The sequence below is a fragment of the Phenylobacterium sp. genome (assembly GCF_024508875.1).
Taxonomy (GTDB): Bacteria; Pseudomonadota; Alphaproteobacteria; order Caulobacterales; family Caulobacteraceae; genus Phenylobacterium.
Genome location: NZ_JANINU010000328.1, coordinates 1 through 1,568, shown reverse-complemented (window position 1 = coordinate 1,568; position 1,568 = coordinate 1). Strand labels below are relative to the sequence as shown.

Genomic DNA, 1,568 nt, shown 5'->3' with positions numbered 1-1,568 from the left:
CGCCGGTCGAGAAGACGGCTTCGCTGCTGGCCTTGGCCTTCGCGTCCTTGGTCTCGGCGTGCGCCGGCGTAACGAGCAGCAGAGGCGCGAGCGCTGCGGACACGAGCAGATATTTCATAGGATTATCCCCGGTTCTATTTTTAGAATAGTTTTTATTCGGCAACTTATTGAGCCACAGGCCGTAACTGATGAGTAAATTCACAGCTCAATTGCCAGGCTTAACCTGCGACATTTTGTACCAATTACATTCGAAAATTTGGGCTAGAATCGCACATGCATTTCTCATGCATGGCTTTATTGGCGCGCCGGGCCAGCATCATTATAAGTCTCGCGCGCCGATGCCCGATCCGCGAGGCGCCTTACTGCGCAAGACTAGGCGCAGGCCCGGGCGCGCCGTCCGGATCGCTCCGGCCGCGGCCGCCCGGGACCTCCTGGCTTACCAGCCGGAAGCCGCCTTCATGGCCACGACCGTGTCCGAGCGGTCGTCGGAATAGGCCGCGCCCGTGGCCGTCGAAGCAGCGTTATCCGCGCCGCGGAGCCTGAACCGCGCGACCAGGGTCGTGAGTTCGTCGGCCTCGGCGGCCAGGCTGCGCGCCGCCGCGGTCGCCTCGTTCACCATCGCGGCGTTCTGCTGGGTCATGCTGTCCATGCTCGCGACGGCGCTGCTCACCTGCTTCAGGTTGTCGGCCTGGGTTTCGGTGTTCTGCGCGATTTCGTTGATGAGCGCGTTGGTGTCCCCGATCTTCGCGCCGATGAGCGTCAGCATCTGGCCGGTGTCGCCGACGCGACCCACGCCGCTCTGCACCTGCTCGGACGACGTGTGGATCAGCGTCTTGATGTCCCGCGCGGCGTCGGCCGAGCGCTGGGCCAGCGCGCGGACTTCCGAGGCCACGACCGCGAAGCCCTTGCCGGCATCGCCGGCCCGCGCCGCCTCGACCCCCGCGTTCAGCGCCAGCAGGTTGGTCTGGAACGTGATGCTGTCGATCAGATTGATGATCTGGCTGATCTCTTCCGAGCTGGTCTGGATGGCGTCCATCGCCGAGATGGCCTCGGTCACGATGGCGCCGCCCTCCATGGCGTTGCCGTTGGCGACTTCGATCGCCGTCCGGGCGTCAGCCGCGCGCTGAGCGGTCTCGCCCACCATGACGGTCACCTGCTTGGTCGCGCTGCTCGTCTCCTGAAGGCGCGTGGCCTGCTGCTGGGTCCGACGCGACAGGTCCTCGGACGCGGAGTAGATCTCGGCGGCGCCCATGTGCACGGTCTGCGCGGAGCGCGCGACGCCCGAGATGCTCTGCTCGAGGCCTTCGACGGCGCTGTTGAACGATTGCCGAAGGCGCTCGTATTCCGGCTCGAACGGCTGGGTAATGACGTGGGTGAGGTCGCCCGACGCCAGCGCGGCCAGGGCCGTGTCCAGCGTTTCGACGACCCGGCGCTGGGCCGCCTCGGCGCCGACCTTGGCCAGGTCGGCCTCTTCCTTCGCGCGGTCGGCCGCGGCCTTCGCCCGGTCGGCCTCGGCCTTGGCGAGCGCGGCGTCGCGGAAGACGAGCACGGCGCGGGCCATGTCGCCC

1 protein-coding gene is annotated in these 1,568 nt (G+C 66.7%); it reads right to left on the bottom strand.

Features of this window, described 5'->3' with window-relative positions; genetic code table 11:
* Nucleotides 1-436: 436 nt before the first annotated feature.
* Nucleotides 437-1,568 (bottom strand): methyl-accepting chemotaxis protein (locus tag Q0L11_RS21275; RefSeq protein ID WP_296599937.1); only part of this gene is annotated, 1,132 nt, incomplete at its 5' end.